This is a genomic window from Kordia antarctica (genome assembly GCF_009901525.1).
Classification (GTDB): Bacteria; Bacteroidota; Bacteroidia; order Flavobacteriales; family Flavobacteriaceae; genus Kordia; species Kordia antarctica.
Map to the genome: position 1 here is coordinate 1,128,301 of NZ_CP019288.1, position 23,451 is coordinate 1,151,751.

The 23,451-nt window shown below is 34.3% G+C and carries 20 protein-coding genes; 12 read left to right on the forward strand and 8 right to left on the reverse strand.

Features of this window, described 5'->3' with window-relative positions; all coding sequences use genetic code 11:
- Positions 1-5: 5 nt before the first annotated feature.
- Positions 6-2,090 carry a BNR-4 repeat-containing protein gene (locus IMCC3317_RS04430; RefSeq protein ID WP_160128300.1) on the reverse strand — a complete coding sequence of 695 codons (2,085 nt, stop codon included), beginning with the start codon at positions 2,088-2,090 and terminating at the stop codon, positions 6-8.
- A 192-nt stretch (positions 2,091-2,282) separates the two neighbouring features.
- Here IMCC3317_RS04430 and IMCC3317_RS04435 point away from each other — a divergent pair, with 192 nt between their 5' ends.
- Positions 2,283-2,627 (forward strand): hypothetical protein, encoded by a 345-nt coding sequence (locus tag IMCC3317_RS04435; RefSeq protein ID WP_160128301.1) that lies wholly within the window; start codon positions 2,283-2,285, stop codon positions 2,625-2,627.
- Positions 2,628-2,796: 169 nt separating this feature from the next.
- Here the strand turns inward: IMCC3317_RS04435 and IMCC3317_RS04440 are convergent, their stop codons facing one another.
- Entirely contained in the window at positions 2,797-4,110 is a 1,314-nt protein-coding gene (locus IMCC3317_RS04440) for a DUF885 family protein (protein ID WP_160128302.1), read from the reverse strand.
- A 15-nt stretch (positions 4,111-4,125) separates the two neighbouring features.
- Positions 4,126-4,722, reverse strand: coding sequence for a GTP cyclohydrolase I FolE (gene folE / locus IMCC3317_RS04445; protein ID WP_160128303.1), 597 nt, complete (start codon positions 4,720-4,722; stop codon positions 4,126-4,128).
- 211 nt (positions 4,723-4,933) lie between these two features.
- Here folE and IMCC3317_RS04450 point away from each other — a divergent pair, with 211 nt between their 5' ends.
- The 3 genes from IMCC3317_RS04450 (at position 4,934) to IMCC3317_RS04460 (ending at position 9,079) form a co-directional block, all read left to right on the forward strand.
- Positions 4,934-7,381: a DUF5916 domain-containing protein gene (locus IMCC3317_RS04450; RefSeq protein ID WP_160128304.1), complete on the forward strand. Its 2,448-nt coding sequence runs from the start codon at positions 4,934-4,936 to the stop codon at positions 7,379-7,381.
- Positions 7,382-7,430: 49 nt separating this feature from the next.
- Entirely contained in the window at positions 7,431-8,093 is a 663-nt protein-coding gene (locus IMCC3317_RS04455; RefSeq protein WP_160128305.1) for an ABC transporter ATP-binding protein, read from the forward strand.
- 224 nt (positions 8,094-8,317) lie between these two features.
- Positions 8,318-9,079, forward strand: a complete 762-nt coding sequence (locus IMCC3317_RS04460; RefSeq protein WP_160128306.1) for a TIGR02757 family protein — start codon at positions 8,318-8,320, stop codon at positions 9,077-9,079.
- Between the two features lie 192 nt (positions 9,080-9,271).
- On the opposite strand, the gene IMCC3317_RS04465 is transcribed toward IMCC3317_RS04460, so the two are convergent.
- Both IMCC3317_RS04465 and IMCC3317_RS04470 read right to left on the reverse strand, forming a co-directional pair.
- Positions 9,272-9,697, reverse strand: a complete 426-nt coding sequence (locus tag IMCC3317_RS04465; protein WP_160128307.1) for a hypothetical protein — start codon at positions 9,695-9,697, stop codon at positions 9,272-9,274.
- A gap of 141 nt (positions 9,698-9,838) precedes the next feature.
- The gene (locus IMCC3317_RS04470) at positions 9,839-11,395 is read right to left on the reverse strand and encodes an NAD(P)/FAD-dependent oxidoreductase (RefSeq protein ID WP_160128308.1); all 1,557 of its coding nucleotides are present in this window, start codon (positions 11,393-11,395) and stop codon (positions 9,839-9,841) included.
- Positions 11,396-11,620: 225 nt separating this feature from the next.
- On the opposite strand from IMCC3317_RS04470, the gene IMCC3317_RS04475 reads away from it, so the two are divergent.
- Entirely contained in the window at positions 11,621-12,085 is a 465-nt protein-coding gene (locus tag IMCC3317_RS04475) for a hypothetical protein (RefSeq protein WP_160128309.1), read from the forward strand.
- Positions 12,086-12,248: 163 nt separating this feature from the next.
- Here the strand turns inward: IMCC3317_RS04475 and IMCC3317_RS04480 are convergent, their stop codons facing one another.
- The 3 genes from IMCC3317_RS04480 to IMCC3317_RS04495 form a co-directional block, all read right to left on the reverse strand.
- The gene (locus IMCC3317_RS04480) at positions 12,249-13,325 is read right to left on the reverse strand and encodes an NAD(P)/FAD-dependent oxidoreductase (RefSeq protein ID WP_160128310.1); all 1,077 of its coding nucleotides are present in this window, start codon (positions 13,323-13,325) and stop codon (positions 12,249-12,251) included.
- 181 nt (positions 13,326-13,506) lie between these two features.
- The gene (locus tag IMCC3317_RS04485) at positions 13,507-15,612 is read right to left on the reverse strand and encodes a LodA/GoxA family CTQ-dependent oxidase (RefSeq protein WP_160128311.1); all 2,106 of its coding nucleotides are present in this window, start codon (positions 15,610-15,612) and stop codon (positions 13,507-13,509) included.
- 552 nt (positions 15,613-16,164) lie between these two features.
- Positions 16,165-17,232: a methyltransferase gene (locus tag IMCC3317_RS04495; RefSeq protein WP_160128313.1), complete on the reverse strand. Its 1,068-nt coding sequence runs from the start codon at positions 17,230-17,232 to the stop codon at positions 16,165-16,167.
- Between the two features lie 174 nt (positions 17,233-17,406).
- On the opposite strand from IMCC3317_RS04495, the gene IMCC3317_RS04500 reads away from it, so the two are divergent.
- The 7 genes from IMCC3317_RS04500 to IMCC3317_RS04530 all read left to right on the forward strand — a co-directional run bounded on the left by IMCC3317_RS04500 (position 17,407) and on the right by IMCC3317_RS04530 (position 23,397).
- Positions 17,407-17,979 carry an NUDIX domain-containing protein gene (locus IMCC3317_RS04500; protein WP_160128314.1) on the forward strand — a complete coding sequence of 191 codons (573 nt, stop codon included), beginning with the start codon at positions 17,407-17,409 and terminating at the stop codon, positions 17,977-17,979.
- A gap of 415 nt (positions 17,980-18,394) precedes the next feature.
- A complete protein-coding gene (locus tag IMCC3317_RS04505; RefSeq protein WP_160128315.1) occupies positions 18,395-18,628 on the forward strand; it encodes a hypothetical protein in 234 nt (77 codons plus the stop codon).
- A gap of 10 nt (positions 18,629-18,638) precedes the next feature.
- Entirely contained in the window at positions 18,639-18,959 is a 321-nt protein-coding gene (locus IMCC3317_RS04510) for a hypothetical protein (protein WP_160128316.1), read from the forward strand.
- Positions 18,960-19,220: 261 nt separating this feature from the next.
- Entirely contained in the window at positions 19,221-21,146 is a 1,926-nt protein-coding gene (locus IMCC3317_RS04515; protein ID WP_160128317.1) for a vWA domain-containing protein, read from the forward strand.
- Positions 21,143-22,393 carry a dihydroorotase gene (locus tag IMCC3317_RS04520; protein WP_160128318.1) on the forward strand — a complete coding sequence of 417 codons (1,251 nt, stop codon included), beginning with the start codon at positions 21,143-21,145 and terminating at the stop codon, positions 22,391-22,393. Before IMCC3317_RS04515 ends, IMCC3317_RS04520 begins: the two co-directional genes overlap by 4 nt.
- Before the next feature lie 2 nt (positions 22,394-22,395).
- Positions 22,396-22,722 (forward strand): DUF4870 domain-containing protein, encoded by a 327-nt coding sequence (locus IMCC3317_RS04525; protein WP_160128319.1) that lies wholly within the window; start codon positions 22,396-22,398, stop codon positions 22,720-22,722.
- Positions 22,723-22,743: 21 nt separating this feature from the next.
- Positions 22,744-23,397 (forward strand): alpha/beta hydrolase, encoded by a 654-nt coding sequence (locus IMCC3317_RS04530; protein WP_160128320.1) that lies wholly within the window; start codon positions 22,744-22,746, stop codon positions 23,395-23,397.
- The last annotated feature ends 54 nt before the right edge of the window (positions 23,398-23,451 follow it).

Below are 23,451 nucleotides of genomic sequence, written 5' to 3' on the forward strand. Positions count from 1 at the left end.
TACATTTATAATTTGCCATTTATAATTTCAAAAACCTCTTTTCCAGCAATCAAAATTGCGCCACTTGTAGCAACATCTAAGGAAGTAATTACGCCTTTTTTCAGTACTTGTAGTTGTAGTTTTTTCCAAGCATCTAAAACAGTTTCTTGATGTTTTTTATCAATCAATCCATTTCGAATTCCTGCGGCAAAACTGTAGATTAGGAGTGCTTTTCTTCTTAGATTTAATTCCGTAAAAGGTTCAAAATTAAATTCTTGAATCATTAAATTTACACTAGTCTTATATATTTTTTTAAACTCATCAATCGCAACAATTGTTTGTTCAAATTTTTCAATAGCTCGAATCACAGAAGCAATTGGCAAATCTGATTCCATTTCTGAAAAATCTTCAACAGTCAACGTTTCTATTTTCTGAAGATATTCTCGATTGTTTTGCGCCGAATATGACCAAATTATGTTCTCAATAGCAATTTCATCTTCGTCTTCATCTTCTTCCGTTTGATATTGTTGTATGTTTTGCAATTCATTCGCATAGCGTGCTTCTTTGGTAATTTCAGCAAACGCTTCAACACCTGCAAATCCAAGTCCGTAACGCCAATAAGTATATGTTAATTTTCTCGAAGGATTTTCCAATTGATGTTCTACAACTTCGCGCAAAAAACGAATTAGGTTTTCTTTTGTCAATTCCGCCTTCAATGTTGGTTTCAGCAAATTCATCTTCACGGAAGTGTGAAAACGATCTCTAAAATTGAGCGGATCTGTTTTATCACGTGTATTATTAGCATAATAAATATACTTGGTATTTTGCAACCAAAGCACTTGCACCGGATTTCCTTTTTTAGCACCACGAACTGCAAAAGGTCGTACATTATTTTTAGTAGAGTTTTCCGTGATTTTGGTCGCTTTCCACAATTTTCCTTTATTTTTCGTTGTCCATTCTTCAATCTCAAAAACGCCTTTTCGCATTACCGAAACATATACTGTATTTGGGTTTTCATGATCTATGACAATTCCACCAGAATAATGTGGCGCTGCTTCTTTGGTTCCAAGGCGTGTATCTGGAAACCATTTGCCGGCGTAAATCAAGTCATAACTTTTCCATTGATTGTTATTAAAAGTCGCATACGAATACATATGTGAATCATCTTTTAGAAACTTCGCATACGTAACAATTGGATCTCCGTTTTCGTCTTGCGCAATGTCCCAATTCCATGATTTTATCGTGTCAGATTCAAAAATTACATCTAGTTCATCTTGTAGCATTGGCAACTGATTCGCATCTTTTATTTTCTTGCCGTTTGCTTTATAAAAACTTCCGTTCTCATAATACATATAATACAATCCGTTCTTTTTTTCTTTCGTTGGATGTCCGTCTGTAAAGACAAAATGTATTTTAGAAACTCCATCAGAATATACTTTTGTATACGGCACTTTTATATGATTTTCTTCCGTTGGAAGAAACAAAATTTCACCTTTTGACCACGTTTTTCCATTATCCGTAGAAACCGAATACGAAGGTTTCATGTCAACGCCTCGCCAGAAAATATAAAGTTTTCCTTCTTCTTTGGACAATCGAACAGGATTTGTATACGTATGTTGACGGATTTCCGCGTTGGAATATCTTAATTCATCATTCAAAAACAATTCTTTAATTGGCGACCAATCGCTGATATCTTCTGGATTTGTGGACGTTCGCATGAATAACGGACGTTCATTTTGTGAATGTGTGTTGAAAAAGACTAACAATCGACCTGAATCATCGAAAAGAATGGAAGGATTATCGTGATCGTCAATTTCTAAATTATCATAAATAACATGCGATTGAATTTCTTCCGTTTCATGATCGTAAAAACCAATATGAACATCGCCGTAATTATCAATCCAACCTGCGTACGTTCGTTTGTGTTTTCCTTCAAAATAAACAGCTCTCGGATCGGAAAACCAACTCCAAACACCATTAAACGTCATTGATTGATAGTTCTCAGAAGAAACCGCTTTTGATTTTGCAAAAATATAAGTTGCATGGTTTTGCGCAACAGAAACTGTGCTTATCAACAATAGTATACATAATATGTGATGAATAAATTTCATGAATACAAACCTAGTGAATATTAATTCAACTGTTTTTATATTTTGATTTTAGCTTGGATTCTTTTAGATTTAGCATATTGAAAAAACCCAAAGTCTAACTGTAAGATGAGTATCCGATTCATAGTATCTTTTGTATTTTTATCGCTCATTTCTTGTGATTCAACTACAATAAAAAGTGTAGAGTTTCACTATATGCAACCAGGAATATCAACGCATTATCGGTATTTTTGCAGTACTTATATGTTCATTGAATTAGGAAATAAACGTTATAAAAAAATAACCAACACTTCTTATTTGAGTGATTTTGAAGAGCATCTAAATAGATTAGAGAAATCACCAAATGAATCTGTAAACGCTAGAGTTTTAACACTTATTCATTATGCTAATGGCAATATTGATACACTTTGTATTGGAGAATATAGAGGAATATGTTTGAATGGAGATTTGCTATTGCACGATGAAGATTTTCATAATCTTATCATGGATGAAATTGATTTTTATGACAAGAAATTATATGAGAAGTTACGGAAAAAGTAATTTGAATAGATTTCGTCATTACGAGGAGGAATCGACGAAGTAATCTGTTTATCAAGGAACAGATTGCCACTCGTTTTTTCAAAACGCTCGCAAAGACGTTTCATAGAAAAATTCCAACAATCCAAAAGCAAAGCGCGTCCAAGAGATTCTCGACTACGCGGGAACGAGTCTAATCAAAAATAACTTTATCCATCACACTAAACGGCAACGCTCCATTTTCCAAAATCTTCGTATGAAACCACAACCACGGAAATTCTTTTCCTTGTGGTAAACTTGCCGCTTTGTGTGCTTTCCATTTTAGTATCTTATCAGCACCATATTTATAAGTAATTACTTGCGCTGGCCAACGTTTCATTCGTGTGATTTCTCGTTGTGCAATATCATCTTGTCCTTTGATATGTTCTTGCCAGAATTGCAATGCTTTTTCATCGCTCCAATCGTAGTAATTCAAACCAACATCCATGGAAACTCGCACGGAACGAATAATATCCCATTCCCACTTTCCGAGTTCGTCATATTTTGTGGTGTATGTGCCAAATTCATGAATCAATTCTTCCACATACGCTGCCCAACCTTCACGATAGCCATTATATTCAAACAATTGCTTGATTTTAGATTTTTCTAATTGCTCTTCAAATTTAATTTGATAATGATGTCCCGGAATTGCTTCATGAAAGTAAATCCACGCGATTTGCCTTTTATTAAAAGGTTTATCAAAAAAATTATAATAAAACGTACTTCTCTGTTCTGCATAATACGCAGGAACTTGCGCATAGGCTTCATTTTTTCCGCGTTCGATAAATACATCTGGAAGTTGGTCAACTTTTGGAAAAGCGCCAATTAAATTAGGTAATAGTTCTTTCTTAAAGATTTCGAAATTGTTTTGAATTGCTTCTTCACTGTTGTGAAAAAAGATTGGTCTGTTTAGATACTTTTGATATTCCAAACTATCCAAACCAGAAGCTTCTTCAATTGCATTCATTGCTTTTTTGGCACGATCTATTTCAGACAATCCAAATTGAAACATTCCGTCTGGCGTAACTTCAGCATCAACCCATTTTTTTAAGAAATACACATACCATTCTTTTCCCATTGGAATACTTTGTAAACCTTCTGTAGAAACTCTTTTGGGTTTTATAAGCAACCACTTTTTTTCAAGTTGAATACGTTCTAAATGCAAATTGATTTCATATATAACAACTTCATAATCAATCTTTTGATCTTTTGTCAAGCTTTCGCGATCTAAATTTGCAATAGCTTTTTTATACTTCAGAAATAGCTGTTCTTGCTTCGCTATATTTCTTTCGCTTTGAATCAGTTCTAAATTATCTACATAATAAATCTGTAAATCATTAATGTGTAAACGTTCAAAATCTTTTACAAAAGCCGTTTCAAACGCATTCCAATTTGCAAAGGATTGTTGTCCGTAGCTTTTGAAGCTGAATAAAAATATACCGAAAAGTATGTAGTTGAGTAGTTTCAATAGGATAAAATTATATTAGGAAAGACTAGAACTGATCAGTTTTAAAAATTCCGATCGAGTTTCTATTTTTTCAAAAGCGCCTCTAAACCCTGAAGTTGTAGTAACTGAGTTTTGTTTTTGTACGCCGCGCATCATCATACACATATGAGAAGCTTCAATCACAACGGCAACACCTTTTGGCTTTAGTGTATTATTTATACATTCCAAAATATCATGCGTCAAACGTTCTTGCACTTGCAATCTTCTCGCAAAAACATCAACAATTCGTGGTATTTTACTCAATCCAACAATATGTCCATTTGGAATATACGCAATGTGTGCTTTTCCAAAAAATGGCAAAATATGGTGTTCACACAACGAATACAATTCAATATCCTTTACAATCACCATTTCGTTGTAATCTTCTGCAAACATGGCTCCTTTTAAAATTTCGGCAGCATCCATGTCATAACCTTGCGTTAAAAATTGCATGGCTTTTGCGGCGCGTTCTGGTGTTTTCACCAAACCTTCACGCTCCGTATTTTCACCAAGTTCCTCAATAATAGTCTTATAACGATCTTTTACTTCGTTGGTCACTTCAATATTATATTCTTCTAGTTGTCTATATGGCATTGTTTTCTTTTTTCATTTTCTTGGTTGCTAAAGATACTCAAAAAAAGTAAGTGCAAATAGTTAAAAACTTTGGTTGCGATTAAAAATTTTAAGTAATATTTAACTTTTTTTTAGGAAAAAATATACAATAGCATCCTAGTTTTGCTCGTATTACTGTAACAGTTTCATTTTTATTGAATCTATTCTAGTAAACATCATCAAAAAACGACACATGCGAATTAAACTAACTTTCAGTTTTATATTGCTATTGAGCTTCATCACTCATGCGCAAAATAAAAAACAATTAGCCATTGCACGAACTACGGAAGCGCCCAAAATAGACGGGATTTTAGACGATGCCGTCTGGAAAACTGCCAAAGAAGCAACCGGATTTACCCAATTTAGACCAAATGTAGGTGTTCCCGACACCGAAGAAAATAAAACCGTCGTTAAAATGACGTACGACGATACTGCCATTTACATTGCTGCGTATCTATATGACGATCCTGAAAAGATAATGCGCCAATTTACAAGTAGAGATAATTTTGGGCAATCAGATTTTTTCGGATTGATTTTAAACCCAAATAATGATGCACAGAATGATACAGAATTTTTCGTATTCAGTTCTGGAACACAAGCCGATGCCGTAGCAAACCCGAGTAATGGAGAAGATTTTGGTTGGAATGCCGTTTGGGATAGCGCTGTAAAAATAAATGATGATGGTTGGTCTGTGGAAATGAAAATTCCGTACAGAGCACTTCGTTTTTCGAACAGAGAAGTACAAACTTGGGGAATTCAATTTCACAGACATTTTAGAAGAGATCGTTCACAATATACATGGAATCCTCTTGATATTAGCAAAGGGAATGTTGGTTTGTATCATGGTGAGTTGACAGGACTTAAAAATATAGAGCCGCCAACACGTTTGAGTTTTTATCCGTTTATGTCTGGACTTACAAGTTCTTTTGACGGACAAACAGAAAGCGATTTTAATGTTGGATTGGATGTTAAGTATGGAATTACGGAAAATTTCACGCTCGATATGACGTTAATTCCTGATTTCAGTCAAGCTGGATTCGACAATCTAGTATTGAATTTAGGACCTTTTGAACAAACATTCTCGGAGCAACGACAGTTTTTTACCGAAGGCGTAGATTTATTCAACAAAGGAAATTTATTCTTTTCACGAAGAGTTGGTAGCAGACCAAGTGGCAATATTGAACTTTCCGATACGGAAGAAATTATAAAACGCCCAAAAACGGTCAAAGTAATTAATGCCGCAAAAGTTTCTGGCCGTACGAAAAAAGGACTCGGAATTGGTGTTTTTAATGCTGTTACCGAAAAAACAAATGCTTCAATTCGTGATACAGAAACGGGCGAATTCAGAGATCAAGTTGTAGAACCGTTGGCGAATTATAATATTATTGTGTTAGATCAACAATTTAATGGAAACTCATCTGTGAGTTTAATAAACACGAACGTAACGCGTGAAGGTTCTTTTAGAGACGCAAATGTTACTGGTGTTTTGGCAGATCTTACAAATAAAAGAAATACGTACAATGTTGAAGGTCAAATTAAGATGAGTAATGTGAATGATTTAGACGGCACAACTACTGGATTTAGTTCATTTTTCGTGGCAAGAAAAGTACACGGAAATTATAGATATAGTTTTGATCACAGTTATGCTGACGATAAATACAACATTAACGATTTAGGGTTACAGTTTAGAAACAACTTTAACAATTTCGGAATTGATGCATCGTATAGAATCTTCAAACCAACAGAAAAATTAAATAATTATTACATCGGAACCTACGTAAATTATAGACGTTTGGCAAATCCGAATACGTATACAGGCGGAAATGGCGGAATCAATTTTGATGCACAAACAAAAACATTGCACAATTTTGGAGCAAACGTAAATTATCAATTTGGAAAGCAATTTGATTACTTTGAACCGCGACAAGATGGTCGTTTTTTCATTTATGAAGATAGAATAAATGCCAATGTTCGGGTTTCTACTAATTACAATAATACGTTTGCGATTGATGCAAATATTGGCGGTGCTACATTCTTTGAAAAAGGAAGAGATTCCAATGATTTTTGGTTTAATATTGGTCCAAGAATTCAGGTAAACGATAAGTTTATTATTTCATATTCGTTTAGTGGCGATATGTCATACAAAAATCGCGGATATGCAACTACGGTTGGCAATGACATTATTTTTGGTCAGCGTGATCGCAAAACATTGATCAATCGCATGAATGTGAATTATAACTTTAATCCTTTCCATTCACTTGGTTTGACTTTTAGAAATTATTGGTCAACGGTAACGTATGAAAACGATTTATTTACCTTGAAAGAAAACGGACGTTTAGATCGATCTACAGGTTATGAAGTTGGCGATTTAGAGAACAATCCAAATATCAACTTTAGCACGTGGAATTTAGATTTGAGTTATTCTTGGCAATTTGCGCCGGGAAGTTTCTTGACAGCTTTGTATCGCAATCAATTATTTAATTCGGATAATGCTTCAGAGCAAGAATATTTTTCTGCATTAAGTACTTTATTGGAACAACCAATTCAACATACATTCTCATTGCGATTGCAGTATTTTATTGATTATAATGATGTAAAACAGTTGTTGAGAAATAAAAAGAAAAACAATATCAATTCATAATTGTGCGTCACAGCTTTATGTAGTAAATTCGACTTTTTATAGATATTCCATGATTATAGCGAAAAACATTCATAAATATTACGGCGATTTAGAAGTGCTAAAAGGCATTAATTTAGAGATCAAAAAAGGAGAGATTGTTTCTATTATTGGTGCTTCTGGCGCGGGAAAAACAACCTTACTTCAAATATTAGGTACGTTAGATCAAATGTCGCCAAAAACAGATAGTTCACTCATAATCAATACTATAAAAACCGAAACGCTTTCTGAAAAAGAATTAGCTAAGTTTCGAAACCAACATATCGGATTCATCTTTCAGTTTCATCAATTACTTCCAGAATTTAACGCAATTGAAAATGTATGCATTCCGGCATTAATCAACAATACTAGCAAAGTAGAAGCAGAAAAAAGAGCCAAAGAATTGTTGGATTTCTTGGGATTATCGAGTCGGTACAATCACAAACCCAACGAACTTTCTGGTGGCGAACAACAACGTGTTGCCGTTGCAAGAGCATTGATGAACAAACCTGCCATTATTTTTGCTGATGAACCAAGTGGAAATTTAGATTCGGAATCGGCAGATAATTTACATAATTTGTTTTTTAAACTTCGGGAAGAATTTGGACAAACCTTCGTCATCGTTACACACAATAAAGAACTTGCCGATATGGCAGATCGGAAGATTGAAATGCGCGATGGGAATATTGTTTCTTAAAGGAATTGAAGAATTGAAAATTAAAAGATTGAAAACTCTCAAAACGTCAGTTCGAGTAAAATTCGATAGAATTTTGTATTGGGAACTACTCTGAAACTCCAGATTTCATTTAAAAATAAAGTACGCTCAACTTTTCGAAGTGTTAGAAGTAGCTTGAGACACTCGAAGGCTACGATAACTAAACACTAAAATAATAATTATTTTGCGAAAGACTTCCACATGCTATGAAATTAACTGAACTAAAAGCCTTTCTTGACGAAAAAGTGATTGAGTACAATCAACCAAAATTTGTAGAAAGCGATCCGATTCAAATTCCGTATCAATTTCAACAAAAAGAAGACATTGAAATTGCTGCTTTTTTAACGGCTACGATTGCTTGGGGAAATCGGACGATGATTAATAGAAATGCAAAACGAATGATGAAATTGTTAGGAAATACGCCGTACGATTTTGTCATGAATCACACAGAAGAAGATTTAGAATCGTTGGAATCATTTGTGCATCGAACGTTTAACGGTACTGATTTTAAATTCTTCATAAAAGCTTTAAAGAATATTTACGAAAATCATGGCGGATTGGAAGCTGTTTTTACAACAACCAACGAAGCACGTATGCAAAACACGATTTCACAATTTAAAGAAATTTTTTTTAGCATTCCGCATCCTGAAAGAACCCGTAAACATGTGTCTGATCCAAACAAAGGAAGTGCTGCCAAACGTATTAATATGTTTCTTCGTTGGATGGTTCGCAACGACAATACAGGTGTAGATTTTGGTATTTGGAAAACACTTTCTCCATCACAACTATCATGTCCGCTAGATGTGCATTCTGGAAATGTAGCACGAAAATTAGGCATTTTAAAACGCAAACAAAACGATGGAAAAGCATTGTTAGAGCTTGATACTGCTTTGCGAAAACTAGATCCGAATGATCCTGTAAAGTATGATTTTGCACTCTTTGGATTGGGCGTTTTTGAGAAATTTTAAGCTAGACTTCTTAGATTGTTGGGTGTTTGGATTGTTTAAAATTCTTTGAAACGTCATTGCGAAGGAAGTATGACTGAAGCAATCTGTTTATCGATAAACAAAATTGCCACAATAAAACTCCAGCTTCATTAAATATCAAAAAAAATCCTCATCAATTGACGAGGATTTCACATATATAATTTAATATTTTGTCTATTTCATACGATTAAACACAATCGCATCATTCGAGAAATCAGTGGGTCTTCCGGCTCCGCCACCAAATGAAATCGCCATTTCCATTTCATTACTGGTTTTCATATTAATGATACCTTTTAAACGACCCAATTCAGTATCTTCTTCTAAATCAAGAATAATAAAATCAATAGATGTTGGCGACGTTCCATCATTTACAGTATACTTCATCGCGGCTTTTGTTCCTTGGTGATCGTACGACTTTCCTCCCATGGTTTGTCCATTGAATTCAAACGTAGCATATCCATCACTACTTAAGGTTAAAAAACCAATATCGCCTTTGTCTTTTCCTTTCCATTTACCAACGTGTTCTCCGTCGGGAGCTGTAAAAGAAAATAATAGCATCAAGGTTAGAAGGGCAAATGATAGTTTTTTTAGAATTTTCATAATCGGGATTTTAATAAGTTTAACGTCAACAATATAATTCAATATTTTAAAATAGACTAATTATTTTTTTATGGATTAATTATTGATGATTTTGTGAAAAATGTTTTATGTATGTTTTAAATACTATTGATGCTACTCAAATTACATGCCAACAATTGCCGCTTCCGCACAACGTTCGCCGTCCATTGCAGCAGAAACGATTCCGCCAGCATAACCGCCGCCTTCTCCACACGGAAATAATCCTTCCACTTCTGGATGCTCTAAATTTTCTTTTCTAGGAATGTTTACAGGCGAAGATGTACGCGATTCCACACCAATAACATTTGCCTGATCGGTGTAATAACCATTCATTTTCTGACCAAATGCGGCAAATCCTTTTCGCAAACGTCCACCAATTGATTTTGGCAAAAGTGAATGCAAAGGAGCCGAATTTAATCCAGGTTGATACGACGTAGCATTCAAATCCGTAGATAATTTTCCTTCTACAAAATCTGTTAAACGCTGTGCTGGTGCTACCTGACTTCTTCCGCCAGCCGTAAATGCCAAACGTTCCAAATCTTTTTGAAACTCCAATCCTTTTAAAACGCCGAATTTTTCATATTTATATAAATCGACATCTGCGTTGATTTCCACTACAATTCCAGAGTTTGCAAATTTATTATTTCGCTTTGATGGCGACATTCCATTGACGACAATTTCGCCATTTGCGGTTGCGGCTGGCACAATAAATCCGCCAGGACACATGCAAAACGAATATACGCCTCTATCGCCTACTTGATGCACCAAACTATACGCCGCCGCTGGCAATAATTCGTTGCGCTCGCCCGTACAATGGTATTGAATATTATCTATTATTTCTTGTGGATGTTCAACACGAACGCCCATTGCAAACGATTTTGCTTTGAGTGCAATTTCGTGTTTGTGTAATAATTCGTAAATATCTCTGGCAGAATGTCCTGTGGCAAGAATGACACGATTTGCAGTTAGTTCACGACCATCTTTCAATTGAATCGCTTGTATTTTATTTTCTTTGATGATGAAATCCGTGACGCGCGTTTCAAAGTGAATTTCTCCACCGAATTTTAGAATGGTTTCCCGAATATTTTTTACAACTTGAGGTAGTTTATTCGTTCCAATATGTGGATGTGCATCGACTAATATTTGATCGGTTGCGCCATGATAGACTAAGTTTTCGAAGATTCTACGGACATCGCCACGTTTTAGGCTTCGCGTATAGAGTTTTCCATCAGAATAGGTTCCTGCGCCGCCTTCGCCAAAGCAATAATTAGAATCTTCATTGACAAAATGTTCTTGATTGATCGCTCGCAAATCACGCCGACGTTCTTTTACGTCTTTTCCGCGTTCGAGTACAATTGGCTTGAAACCCAATTCTACACAACGCAATGCTGCATACATTCCCGCAGGACCAAAACCTATGATATGAATTTCTTTTGCGTTGGAAACATCTTTGTATTCAAACTGATATTCGCTCGCTTCTGGAAGTGATTCATTGATATAAACAGCTACTTTATAATTGAAGATAATTAACGGTTTACGTGCATCAATAGACTTTCGTAAGACTTTGATTCCGCTGATTTCTTCTTTAGAAACCTGCAATTGTTTCATTGCTTTTTGCAATACAATATCGTCTTGCGTTTCCTCATCAATCGCAACGCGTAGCTGAATTTCTTTAATCATGCTGCGAAGTTATTCAATTTTTGTGAAATGTGGTTTGTTTGTCTGTTGGTTTGTTTGTTTGTTCATTTGTTTGTTTGTTGATTCGTTTGTTTGTTTATTCACTTCGACTTTGCTAACTGTGAATGATTAAGTGTTTATGCAAAATTATTTTTTTTGTCAGAATGTGGAAAACCGTAAGGTAAAAGTTTTAGTATAATTTATCTTTAAAGAAATTAAAACACAGAAATGAATAAAACAATAATTGCAATATACGGAACAAGCGGTAAAGGTAAATCTGACACCATAAAAAGAACTGCTCAATTATTAATTGATCAAAACCCAAATGCCAAAGTTCATATTCAACATGATTTCACAAACGATATTCTTTTGACCATACAAATCGGAACTATCAGAATTGGATTTGAAAGTCAAGGTGATCCAAAGAGTAGAATTTTCAAGTATAATACACTAGGACAATTAGCTGATGAAAAATTAAATCCAAAGTTGGGAAATTGTGATATAATTATTTGTGCCTCTAGAACTAGAGATACGACAGTCTGGAAAGTAGATGAAATTGCGGACGAATATGATTTCCACACAGTATGGATTAGCAGTTTTGTGAGTCCAAACCTAAATCATCAAGTTTTAAATAATCTAGCTGCAAATAATATTATTAACATAATCAATCAACTTATCAATGAACAATTATAATTAACCTCAAAATATAAAATTATGGAAAATTCAATAGAAAAAGGTCCGCACAAAGACATAGAACGTACAATTACATGCCCAACATGTGATAATGATTTAGAAAGTAGAAAAAACTGTGGTCGCTGTAAAGGTCAGGGATTTATTAAGGATAGAAGATAATTGATTAAAAAAACCGCTCCCAAAACTCCACATCTTTCCAACGAATCTCCTGTTGATACAACCGATTTTTAGATTGTAAATACTGTTGAAAGATAATTTTCATAGTGGAATCATATTCGGGAAATGCTTCTACATCTGCAAAATTTAATTTCTTCTCAATCGCTTCTAAGGCTTTCGCCGAAGTGTACATTGCATTGGTAATTCCGTGGGAAGATAATGGATCAAAAGACATTGCGGCATCGCCAAGTGCAAGCCAATTAGTACCTGCAAGTTGATTTGCTACAGAGGAATTTGCATTTCCACCTTTTATTTTAGCTTCTGTGTTTTCTGTTAAGAAATCTTTTAAATAAACCGTTTCAGCCAATGTTGATTTCCATTGCGAAATATCTTTAAGTTTGGCTAAAATTTCATTTCCTTTATTGGTGAAAATCGTGCAAATATTTTCAGTTTCGCTCAACGCAGAAACAATTCCCCAACCATCTTTAAAACTTTCTACATAGACTTCATGCGTGAGTTTTGGATGTTTTATTTTTGGAATATGACAACTTACTGCAACCAATTCGTCATGAATTACACTTTCAATTTTCAACTTTTGCAAAACTGCTCTGTTTCTTCCTGTGGCATCAATTAGAATTTTTCCTTGAATAATTTTAACACCTTCATTTTTTGCCAAAACCACCGTATTTCCGTGTTCCTCATGAATGATTTCAAAACCTTTACGATAGGAAACCATGTTATCTTTTATAGTTTCACGTAATTTTTCTAAGGTTTGATGCTTATTAATTTTCAAACCATTTTTATACGGATTTTGATGATAAAAGTTCATATCTGTCACTCGCGAACTTCCCCACATAGAATGATATCCGTAGGTTTTTCGATACGCATTTTCTTCAAACAAAGACAATAATTCCAATTCATTCAATAAAGACATTGCTGATGGCGGAAGCGTTTCGCCCAACGCAAAAGGCAGTTTTTCTTCTTCCCGATATAATAAAACAAACGGAATATTTTTACGTTGTAAAAGCACTGCAAGCGTTACGCCTGCAATGCCATTTCCAATAATGATTACTTCTTTTTTCACATTTTTTCAGTTTTCAGTTGCCCGTTTTCAGTTTTCAGTTATATGAAACCATCTATGCATATTGAATACTTCTCGATACAGAATTCTTTCAGAATTCCACTCGAAGTGACGTTTGGTATTTCAACGAAAACCCATAACCGACAACTCATAACTCATAACTCATAACTCATAACTAAAAAAACTAATTATCCTTCGCATCATACGCCACATAAACGATATTTGGAATTCCATCAATATCCAAATCTAATTTTCTTCCCGTGACAACGCCAATATCTTTCCATTGATACACCATATTTATCAATCCATTCATATAACCACCTTCTGCATGATAGCCAATAAATCCAGTACTTGCAGTGTGTAACCAATCCATTCGGTTGGCGTAAATATTTCGTTTTGTATCGTCTAAAATTGTTGGATCTAACAATTTTTTATAACTATCCATAGGCAACACATGTACAGGTAAATTTGCTGCCCACCACGACGGAATTGGATATTGTTTTTCCACATAAACTGCTTGGCAACTTCCTGCATCTGATTGCCACGGAATTCCCATCCATTTCGTTAAATCGCCCGGCGTAGCTTTCCATAACCAACTTTCTTTACTTCGTCCGTCCATTGATTTTCGAACATCTTCTGCATTCATGGAAAATCCGAAATCATTATAAAAGATATCTTCTTGTTCTTCTTTTGTTGCTAAATTCAATCGAACTTCTCGTAATCCGTACGCGCCAATTCTATATTTTTGATTGTCTACAATATATTTAAAGGTTTCTGAGTTTTCTGAATACATTTCATCATGTCGCATTGGCCAAGTCAATTCTACACCTGGATGAAATCCACCGCCGTATAAAGTTTCTAACACAGCACGCGTCATCAATAATGGTTTCCGAGCTTCATCTTTCGCAGAAACTAAAAATTGTTCCTGATAAAACTCGCCCATTTCATCAATGTTTTTAAAGTTGAAACTTTCTGGTGTGAAAAAATCACCATCACGCCATTTTTTTAATTGATCGTAAATCATCGGTGGAATCGCAAACCATTGTGCTGGACTTCCTGGATAATCAATCGCATCACCTGGATAATATGGTAATTTTAATTCGTCTGTTCCGCTTCCGCGATTCACTAAATCCGTAGTGTTTTTACTCGGAATAATTGGTTCGTTCGCCATATTATATGCTGGATCACGAAACATGTTGAAAATTTTCTCCCGAACTGCATCTGCTTCTGCTTTTGGTTCTTTTGTGTACATGTATTTGAACTTGTCCGCCGCAATTAATTCGTCAATAGTTTCTTTAAAAGATGGTGCTAAGAAATCACCCAAATTCACCCATTGCATTCTGTATAAACGATACATCATTGGAAAAACGGTTGCCAATTCTGAAGCATGATGTTCGTTTGCCGCTCCAGTAATTAAATCGAACATCGTTGAAAGTGGCTGAATTTGTGGCGCATAATCTGGCGGAGCTGAAGCAACCCAAGCCGCAGAAGTTGCGTCATTTAATTCATATTTTTCTCCAGAAGATTTTTTGCGGATGCTAGCCGTAACTCTTCCGTCACAAATATCATCATACCAATTGGAGTTGTCAGCAAAATCTGTATTTAAGTCTGAAGGATTCAACGCAGCAGAAATTCCGTCTGCTCCGTAAAATATAAGTGTTCCGTCATCATCGTATTCCACCGTTCCTAAATTGACTTGTTTCGAATCGACATTCATGCGTTTTGCCAACATACTAAAATTACTTTTAGACATTCTAGAAGAAGGAAATTCTCCTTTAATTTCTTTTCGTTTGGAAGCTTCATCTACACTTACAATTCCGGGATGATTTACCAAATCTTTTCGATAATCATAACCATCTTCCACGCGTAATCCTTGATTTAATACGTTTGGATTTCTGCGTTCTGCATTAATGCCTGGCGCGAGTTTATCTTTCACGAAATTTGGCGATAAGTTTTGATTGTCTGCCATGACAGATAAGTCTAAACTATTATTGAAATCATACCAAAACGGTTTCTTATTCGCAACTTCTACTGACCATTCTATGTCAAAATCAGACGTATTTATTTGTTTTGTTGGATTTCCGTTGTCGTCACATTCATAAATGTAAAAACGTTGTGCTTGCTTTTTTAAACGTCCATCTTTCGTTAAATATTCTTGATCTGTTTTATACAGGTTTTCCCAAGGAATTTCGGGACTGAATATCACTTGATCTTTTTCTGCAGGACCATTTCCGAGTCGCGCAATTCCGATAGATGGATAGATTCTAAATTTTGGAGTTGTGTTTGCCATGAGGTTGATTTTTTTGATTGCTTAAAGATATGATTCGTGACCGTTTTATACTAGCGTGGTTTTACGTGGTTTTTTGGTGAGTTTATTAGTTGATGAGTTTAAAAGTTTATTTGTTTGTTTGTTTAAGTTTAAAAAATCAACTTCATGGTGAGAATCTTATTTTACTACATCATAACTACAATTTATATTTGGTAAATCAAATATTAATGCTATTTTGTGATTTGACAATTTATAAAATAACGCTAAAAAGATAATATTATGGCTAAAAGTAAGGACGCACAGAAGAGTACAAAAAAAGAACCGTTAAAAACGGCGAAAGAGAAAAAGCAAGAAAAGAGAGAGAAGAAAGCTAAAAGATAAGCTGCTTTCTAATAATTTTTATAAAAAAAGGCTGTCTGAAAAGCAGTCATTGCGAATGAAATGTTTTACATTCAGTTGAATCGAAATGAAGCAATCTGTCAAATTTAAGTTATTGACTTACAGATTACTTCGAAATGAAAAATTTCTCGTAATGACGTTGTTTTTACCTTTTCATACAGTCTTTTTTTTAGTTTATAGATGTGTCAAAACCCAAAGTTCAACAGCTTCTTCAGAACGCCAATGTTGATCGCGTTTTGTGTTTTTTGAAGCTGCTTTGACAGATTTTTTGAAACAGCGTTCCAATTGAAATCGTCCACCTTCGGCAAGTTCTATTTCTATTGGATGTTCATTTTTTGAATTTATAAGCTGTCCTAAATTTGAAAATAGCACTACTAATTTTCCATCAGGCAAGAGTCTTTTTTTTGCTTCTTTAAAGAAATCTGGAAACAAGGTTTTAGGATAATAGATGGCTTCATCAAGTCGATTCATTTCCTGTGTTATTGGCAACCACGGCGGATTGAACACAATGAGTTCTGACGGTTTAGTCCATTTTCCAAAAAGATGTCCAAAATCAAGTTCAATTTTTCGAGAAAGTTTGGTTTCTCCCATAAATTCTTTCAAACCAATAATCGCATTCGGATTCGTGTCCGTTCCAAATACTTTTTGAAAACCATGTTTTACGAGTTGAAATGCAAGAATTCCGCTTCCAATTCCAACATCAATTGCGGTTTTTTTGTCGCCTTTGTAACGTTTCAACCAATTGTCAAAAAGTTCTAAATGTTCAAATCGCGTTGGAAAATATACGCCATAATACGGATGTAATTTGTTTCGCAATACAGGAATTACAATTCCTTTTTTGTACCATTGCCAAGCACTATTCAATCCTTGAATTTGTGAAAATGATAAAAAGAAATGTTCATTTTCTGGATATAACTTTTCCAACCAACCAATTTCGGGCGACTTTTTAACTTCCAACTTATGATCTACAATTTCTAGTAAAATTAAGTTTGAAAGTTTATGATAGGTATCTCTATACTTTCGTTGTTCTAAAAACGTTTTGTTCGGTAATTTTTTTTGTAGATATGAATGGATTTCTTTCAATAATTCGAGTCCGTTTGAATAGAATTCAGTTACCAAAACATACTTTCCAGCTTCCAAAACTTTAATCGTCTGTTTTATATCAATTCCACGATAATACAACGCTATTTCTTTTTCAGGAACAACTGGTGTTGGTTTATTTGGCTCGATTGTAACATTCATAGCAACGTTGATTTCGTGCAAAAATAGGTAATACTTTTTTGAATTATGGCTTATTTGGGTTTATGAGTTTATGTGTTTAAAAGTTTATAAGCCGATTACGGGAAATCGTATTGTTTGCAACGAATGTTTGAGTACTTTTATGAAGTATATTATTTTCACTAAAAATTGTTTCCGATGAATTATAAAATACTAGAAGAAAAAACCGTTTTTGATGACTTTTTCAAGATTAAGAAAGGAAAAATAACGTATGATGCTTTTAATGGAAATTCTCTTACTGCGGATCGTTTGTGTTTTGAAAGAGGAAATTCCGTTGCGATTTTAGTCTATGAAAAAGATACAGATTCTTTCCTGTTTACAAAGCAATTCAGATATCCAACGATTCAAAGTACAGATGGTTGGCTGCTTGAAATTCCCGCAGGTTCCATGAAAGAAAATGATGATCCTGAATTCAGAGTTCGAGAAGAAGTGAAAGAAGAAATCGGCTATGAATTGGATTCGGTGACGTTAATTAGTTCGTCGTATGTGTCGCCTGGCGGTTGCTCGGAAAAAACATTTTTATACTTTGCTGAAGTCAATTCCACACATAAAACTGAAAAAGGCGGCGGATTGGAAAGCGAACAAGAAGATATTCAGCTTGTAAAACTCACTACAAAACAAGTAATAGCAATGTACAAAGCAAACGAATTTGAAGATGCAAAGACAATTATGGCGATTCAGTGGTTTTTACTTAGGGAATTCAAAGATTGAAGAATTGAAAAATTAATGATTGTGCGTGTTTTTTTGGGTTGATGTTTTTATTGGTTTAAAGGTTTTTTCTATTGGATTACGGGAAACCTCATTGTGCGTGTGTATGTATATCTTATATTTAGACAAAATAATAGAATCTTTTGAATAATAGTTCTGTATATATGTACGTTATGGGCAATTGGACGAACACTCGGTTCTATTCAAGAATTTAAAGATAAAACTATGAGTTGTAAAACAAAATGTGTTAAGTGTAAATATGAAGACCAGAACAATAGATTAAGTCACGATAATCCAAATAATCCTGAACGTTATGAAGGTCGTGCGATTTGGTGTAAAAAATTAAAAGAATATATCGGTCCTAATAGGTCGCAAAATGAATATTGTCCACATTTTGTTCAATATTAAAAATTAAGTTATGTATTATACAAAAGTAATAGTTCAATATAGTAGCGGCTCAAAAGCACAAGGTGTAAAAGTAGCATTAAGTATTGGTGGAATAATGTCAGGAGGTGTAACACAGAATGTTTATACGGATAGACACGGAGTTGCAATAATCTCTCACGAAAGTCGTGGAAGTGCAAAGGTAATGGTAAAAGGAACAACAAGAGCGAAAGTTCAAGTGCCTTGTGAAACAGTAGTATTTATTTAAAAAAATAATTATGGGGTTTTTCGAAGATTACGAAAGAAGACGAGATGAAAGAAATCGTAAAGGAGCAGAGATGTTAGTTAAAGAATTTAGTGGCTGTTTGTCTGGTCCAATAGGATGTTTAGGTTCTTTAATAAATGGTTTGGGAGGATTTGTTATGAATATTATTTGGAAAACACCTGTTATTTTATTTATTTTACTTGTTTCTATAATAATTTTATTGCCAATTAAATTAGTTTTTTATGTTATTTCATTTGGACGTTGGAATGGTTTTGAAAATAGATTTATTGAACGAATAAGTGATGTTTATGATTCAAAAGGAATGTATCTTTAAAGAAGTAAAAGCCCAACGCTAGCACAAAGTTCCAAAACTTATACCAACAACCAAACTAAAAATTAGTGAATTCGTGGCAAAATCTAAATTTCAAACTCAGTAACGGCACGAGTTGCAAAACTCGCGCTAGCATTTGTAGACTCAAAAACTCATCAACCCATAAACTCATAAACTCTTTCAAACTTATAAACTTCTTTTTCCACACAACTATATGGTAAAACAGAATTAAACTTTTATATTTGACAAACGTTAATTTTAGGAATGCAATTCAAATACCCAGAAGTACTTTACGCGCTATTATTACTACTCATTCCTATTATTGTTCACTTATTTCAATTACGTAGGTTTGAAAAAATACCGTTTACAAACGTAAAGTTTCTGAAAAACGTAATTCTCCAGACACGAAAAAGCTCGCAATTAAAAAAATGGTTGATTCTTTGCACGCGATTGTTAGCACTTGCCGCGCTCGTTTTTGCCTTTGCGCAACCGTATTTTGCGAATCGTGATATTGTAAAAACCGAGAAAGAAACCGTCATTTATTTAGACAATTCGTTTAGCATGCAAACGAAAGGTGAAAAAGGTGATTTACTAAAACGTGCAGTACAAGAATTGCTAAATACAGTTCCCGAAGATGAGCAAGTTTCTATCTTCACAAATACCGAAACGTATAAAAATACAACGATTAAAAGCATTCGAAATGAATTGTTGCAACTCGAATATTCACATCAACAAGAAGCAATTCCGTCCGTAATTTTAAAAGGAAGAAAGTTATTTTCAAAACAACAAAATTCGGTTAAAAACTTAATTTTAATCTCCGATTTTCAACAAAACGAACAACTGTCAATTCAAAACGATAGTACATTTACGACAAATTATATTCAGCTAAAGCCTGCAAATGCTAATAATATTGCGTTGGACAGTTTATATATTTATGAACAAGATGCAAATTCGGTTACGATTGCAGTTGTGCTGAAAAATTCTGGAGTTCCTGTGCAAGATTTGCCTGTTTCCTTATATGATGGCGGAAGTTTAATTGCGAAATCGTCTGTGAATGTAGATACACAAAACAAAGCTGAAGTGACATTTTCAATTCCTTCCAACAAAGTGATTCAAGGAAGTATTCAGATTGAAGATACTTCGTTGCAATTTGATAACAATTTGTTTTTCAATATCAATGCACCACAAAAAATAAACGTGTTAGCGATTAACGAAGCGGATGATGAATTTTTAAAGAAATTGTATACAGATGACGAATTCAATTTGGTTTCTTCAAACGTAAATCAACTGAATTACAACGCAATTTCTACGCAACAATTAATTGTGCTGAATGAACTCAAAACCATTCCGAATCCGTTGTTGACAGCACTGAGAAGTTTCAAACAAAACGGCGGTTCATTGGTGATTATTCCTGCAAAGGAAAGTAATTTAGCAAGTTATAACGAATTGCTTCAAGCAAATAATTTTGGTCGTTTCAAAGAAGTTTCAAATGTAACCGAAAAGAAAATTACCAATATCAATTTTTCGCATCCGCTTTTCACGAATGTATTCGAAAAAAAAGTAACCAATTTTCAATATCCGAAAGTAAATCATTATTTCGAAATCAACGGAAGTGCGGCAATTTTAAAATTAGAAAATAACCTGCCATTTTTACTCGAAAAGAACGAAACGTATGTATTTACAGGAGCGATTAACAACAAAAATTCAAACTTTAAAAACACGCCATTAATTGTTCCAATTTTATACAATATTGGTAAAAATAGTCTGCGATTAACGAATTTATATTACACGCTCGGAAAAGAAAATACCTTTGATGTGCAAACGTCGCTTGGGCAAGATGCTGTGTTAACGATCGTGAAAGCAGATGAAGAATTTATTCCGTTGCAACAAACGGCAAATAATAAAGTTCGGTTAACGACAGACGAGTTTCCGAATACCGCAGGAATTTATTCTATCAAAAATCAAACTGCTGAATTACAGCAAATTAGCTATAATTTTGATCGAACAGAAAGTTCTTTGCAATATCATGATATGGCATTGTCATATCCAAATAATACGCACACAGCGGTTTCACAATTCTTTGAAGATTTAAAAAAAGAACAGTCCGTTGCTTCGCTTTGGAAATGGTTTGTTATTTTTGCACTATTATTTTTATGTATTGAAATTTTGATTCTAAAATTCGTCAAATGAACCTCATCATAAAATCCGCTACTATTATTGATGTTACGAGCAAATTTCATGGCTCTACAAACGATATTTTGATAGAAAACGGAGTTATTACACAGATTGCCACTTCCGTAGATAATCCACACAAATACGACATTATTTCGCTCGAAAACCTGCACGTTTCACAAGGTTGGTTTGACAGCAGCGTAAGTTTGGGCGAACCTGGATTTGAAGAACGTGAAACGATTGAAAACGGTTTGAAAACGGCTGCAAAGAGTGGATTTACCGCAATTGCCGTGAATCCGAACGCAAATCCAATTGCAGACACGAAAGCTGATATTGCATTTTTAAAAAGTAACGCGCTCGGAAATGCGGTTGACCTCTACCCGATTGGCGCATTGACTACGAAAAGTGAAAGTGTCGATTTAGCCGAAATGTTTGATATGAAAAATGCTGGCGCAATTGCGTTTGGCGATTATCAGAAAGCAATTAAAAATCCAAATTTGTTAAAGATTGCCTTATTATACGCCGATAATTTTGACGGTTTGGTGTTATCATTTCCACAAGAAGAAAAAATTTCTGGAAAAGGAATTGTCAATGAAGAACACAATAGTACGCGTTTGGGCTTGAAAGGAATTCCCGCTTTGGCGGAAGAATTACAGGTTGCAAGAGATTTGTTTTTGTTGGAATATACAAACGGAAAATTACACATTCCAACCATTTCTACAGCGAAATCTGTACAGTTAATTCGCGAAGCAAAACAAAAAGGATTGAACGTAAGTTGTTCGGTTGCCATTCATAATTTAATATTGACGGATGACGAATTAGCAGAGTTTGACACCAATTATAAAGTATTACCGCCATTACGAACGCAGAAAGATTGCAAAGCGTTGTTGGAAGGTTTAAAAGACGGAACAATTGATTTGGTAACCAGCGATCATAATCCGATTGATGTAGAGAATAAGAACATTGAGTTTGACAACGCAATGTACGGAACTATTGGTCTGGAAACCGCTTTTGGTGCCTTGCAAACGGTTTTTGATACAGAAAAAACAGTTGAATTGTTAACTTCAGGAAAAGAACGATTTGGTATTGAAACTTCTAAAATTTCGGAAGGAGAAACAGCAAATCTGACACTTTTTAATCCTGATGGAAACTATACTTTTACTGAAAAAAACATTCATAGTACATCAAAAAACAGTGCTTTTTTAGGAAAAAAACTAAAAGGAACTGTGTACGGAATTATTCATAAACATCAAAAAATAGCGTAGTTATGAATTTCAAAACTATCGAAGAAGGAAAACAAATGGCAATTATTTCATATATCACATTGATTGGACTCGTGATTGCGTTTTCAATGAATGTAGATAAAAAGAATGAATTTGCACGCTTTCACATTCGCCAAGCTTTAGGATTAAATATTTTATTTTATATGATTTCATTTTTCATTGGCTATTTTAATAGTTGGATGATTTCGGGATCATTTTACGTATTTTTCATTGTACTTTGGGTTTTCGGACTCACAAACGCCATTCAAGGCGAACACAAACCAATTCCTTTATTGGGCGATTATTTTCAAGATTGGTTCAAATCAGTTTAATTTATTACCTTATTATATATCATGCAAACAAAAAAACTTTCACTTCATCATATTATTAAAACACCAAAAGTTGCAACTGAAAAAGCACCATTAATCATTTTATTTCATGGGTATGGAAGTAATGAAGAGGATTTATTTTCGTTTGCAGCAGAATTACCAGAGAATTTATTTATTGTTGCCGCACGTGCGCCAAGAGATTTAGCACCTTACGGATATTCTTGGTACGATATTGAATATACGTCAACTGATAAAGTGAGCGACGATGCACAAGCTATAGAATCGAGAGATATTATTGGAAATTTTATTGATGAAGTTGTCGAAAATTATCCTGTGGATGGAAAAAATGTAACGTTATTAGGATTTAGTCAAGGTACCATTTTGAGTTACGCAGTTGCATTTACGTATCCAGAAAAAGTGAAAAATGTAGTTGCCTTAAGTGGTTATTTGAATGAGGGAATCTTCGAAATTAGTGATGATAAAGAATATACGCATCTCGATTTTTATTGTTCTCATGGAAATGTAGATCAAGTTATTCCGATAGTCGCAGCTCGCCAGATTACGCCATTTATGGAAGCGCACAATTTGAAACATGTGTATGAAGAATTTCCTGTGGGACATGGTGTTGCGCCGCAAAATTTCTATTCAATGAAAGCTTGGTTGGAGAAACGGATTTGATTGTTTGATTTGAAGATGTGTCGATTTGATGATTTGATGATTTGAAAATGTGTT

Bases quoted from the DNA above. Each gene is read 5' to 3' on its own strand.
- IMCC3317_RS04430 (WP_160128300.1), bottom strand. From the start codon at position 2,090: ATGAAATTTATTCATCACATATTATGTATACTATTGTTGATAAGCACA.
- IMCC3317_RS04435 (WP_160128301.1), top strand. From the start codon at position 2,283: ATGCAACCAGGAATATCAACGCATTATCGGTATTTTTGCAGTACTTAT.
- folE (WP_160128303.1), bottom strand. From the start codon at position 4,722: ATGCCATATAGACAACTAGAAGAATATAATATTGAAGTGACCAACGAA.
- IMCC3317_RS04450 (WP_160128304.1), top strand. From the start codon at position 4,934: ATGCGAATTAAACTAACTTTCAGTTTTATATTGCTATTGAGCTTCATC.
- IMCC3317_RS04455 (WP_160128305.1), top strand. From the start codon at position 7,431: ATGATTATAGCGAAAAACATTCATAAATATTACGGCGATTTAGAAGTG.
- IMCC3317_RS04460 (WP_160128306.1), top strand. From the start codon at position 8,318: ATGAAATTAACTGAACTAAAAGCCTTTCTTGACGAAAAAGTGATTGAG.
- IMCC3317_RS04465 (WP_160128307.1), bottom strand. From the start codon at position 9,697: ATGAAAATTCTAAAAAAACTATCATTTGCCCTTCTAACCTTGATGCTA.
- IMCC3317_RS04470 (WP_160128308.1), bottom strand. From the start codon at position 11,395: ATGATTAAAGAAATTCAGCTACGCGTTGCGATTGATGAGGAAACGCAA.
- IMCC3317_RS04475 (WP_160128309.1), top strand. From the start codon at position 11,621: ATGAATAAAACAATAATTGCAATATACGGAACAAGCGGTAAAGGTAAA.
- IMCC3317_RS04485 (WP_160128311.1), bottom strand. From the start codon at position 15,612: ATGGCAAACACAACTCCAAAATTTAGAATCTATCCATCTATCGGAATT.
- IMCC3317_RS04495 (WP_160128313.1), bottom strand. From the start codon at position 17,232: ATGAATGTTACAATCGAGCCAAATAAACCAACACCAGTTGTTCCTGAA.
- IMCC3317_RS04500 (WP_160128314.1), top strand. From the start codon at position 17,407: ATGAATTATAAAATACTAGAAGAAAAAACCGTTTTTGATGACTTTTTC.
- IMCC3317_RS04505 (WP_160128315.1), top strand. From the start codon at position 18,395: ATGTATTATACAAAAGTAATAGTTCAATATAGTAGCGGCTCAAAAGCA.
- IMCC3317_RS04510 (WP_160128316.1), top strand. From the start codon at position 18,639: ATGGGGTTTTTCGAAGATTACGAAAGAAGACGAGATGAAAGAAATCGT.
- IMCC3317_RS04515 (WP_160128317.1), top strand. From the start codon at position 19,221: ATGCAATTCAAATACCCAGAAGTACTTTACGCGCTATTATTACTACTC.
- IMCC3317_RS04520 (WP_160128318.1), top strand. From the start codon at position 21,143: ATGAACCTCATCATAAAATCCGCTACTATTATTGATGTTACGAGCAAA.
- IMCC3317_RS04525 (WP_160128319.1), top strand. From the start codon at position 22,396: ATGAATTTCAAAACTATCGAAGAAGGAAAACAAATGGCAATTATTTCA.
- IMCC3317_RS04530 (WP_160128320.1), top strand. From the start codon at position 22,744: ATGCAAACAAAAAAACTTTCACTTCATCATATTATTAAAACACCAAAA.